Origin of the sequence: Psychromarinibacter sediminicola (assembly GCF_029168335.1) — a bacterium.
GTDB lineage: Bacteria > Pseudomonadota > Alphaproteobacteria > Rhodobacterales > Rhodobacteraceae > Psychromarinibacter > Psychromarinibacter sediminicola.
The window spans coordinates 1-938 of the sequence record NZ_JARGYC010000209.1 but is presented as its reverse complement, the minus strand read 5'-3'; the positions used below and the strand labels follow the sequence as shown (position 1 = coordinate 938).

1 protein-coding gene and 1 pseudogene are annotated in these 938 nt (G+C 64.0%); one reads left to right on the top strand and one right to left on the bottom strand.

Annotated features, from left to right (window positions below; all coding sequences use genetic code 11):
* Positions 1 to 111: pseudogene (locus tag P1J78_RS24995) on the bottom strand (IS6 family transposase); the annotation flags it as partial.
* Between the two features lie 308 nt (positions 112 to 419).
* Between P1J78_RS24995 and P1J78_RS24990 the strand changes: the two are divergent.
* Positions 420 to 938, top strand: a 519-nt coding sequence (locus P1J78_RS24990) for a winged helix-turn-helix transcriptional regulator (RefSeq protein WP_275570079.1), incomplete at its 3' end; no start/stop codon positions are given.

Genomic DNA, 938 nt, shown 5'->3' with positions numbered 1-938 from the left:
CAGGTCTTCGACATTCCGCAGCGAAAGCGGGAACCGGACGTACATCATCACCGCAAGACGGATGATCTCGCGCGACGTCTTGAAGTATTTGAATGCGCAGCGTCGGGTCATGGGGCGGACGCTACCGGCACCCCTGCCCCGCCTCAAGCCGAGTTCCTTTGACAGGACCTTCAGGGCTGCTCTGGAAGTACTTGAACGGGTCGCGTTTCGTCATGGCCCGACGCTACGAAACCGCCCTGCCCGGCTCAACGAGATTCCTTCTGACACCACCCCGGCCGACGCTACCGACGCCCCTGCCCCGCCTCAAGCCGAGTTCCTTTGACACTGCCATCGCGCATAGCAGTGCCGATAGATATTAATTCAGATGATTTGACTGAAAAGCCGAATCGCTCCTATCGTAAAGACCCATAGGGGAAGACATGACGCTCAGAGGCACCAACCAAGAGCTTGGACGCCCGCTCAACAGACGCATCGTCCTAGAGACGATCCGGCAAAAGGGCCCCATCACCCGCGCCCAGATCGCGCGGCAGGTGGGACTCACCGTCCAGACCGTGTCGACCATCACCACCGAACTTCAGGACCTGGGCTTCGTCTCGGTCGGGCCGGCGATGACAAAGGGCCGCGGCTTCCCCGCGCCCTCGCTGGAGGTGAACGCGGACGGCGGCTTTACCTGCGGCGTCTACGTCACGCCCCGGGGGCTGCAGGCGGGGCTGATGAACCTGTCCGGTGAGGTGCTGGACATCCGGTCCGAGGCCGCGACGCAGCTGAGCGCCGATGCCGCCTTCGAGCGCATCGCCGCGATGGTCGCCGACCTGGTGGCGGACATCCCTCCCGAGCGCGTGATCGGCGTCGGCATGGCGATGCCCGGCCCCTTCGACATCGAGTCCATGAGTTGCGTCGGCCCCACCACGATGGAGCAATGGCGCGGCGTCGATGTC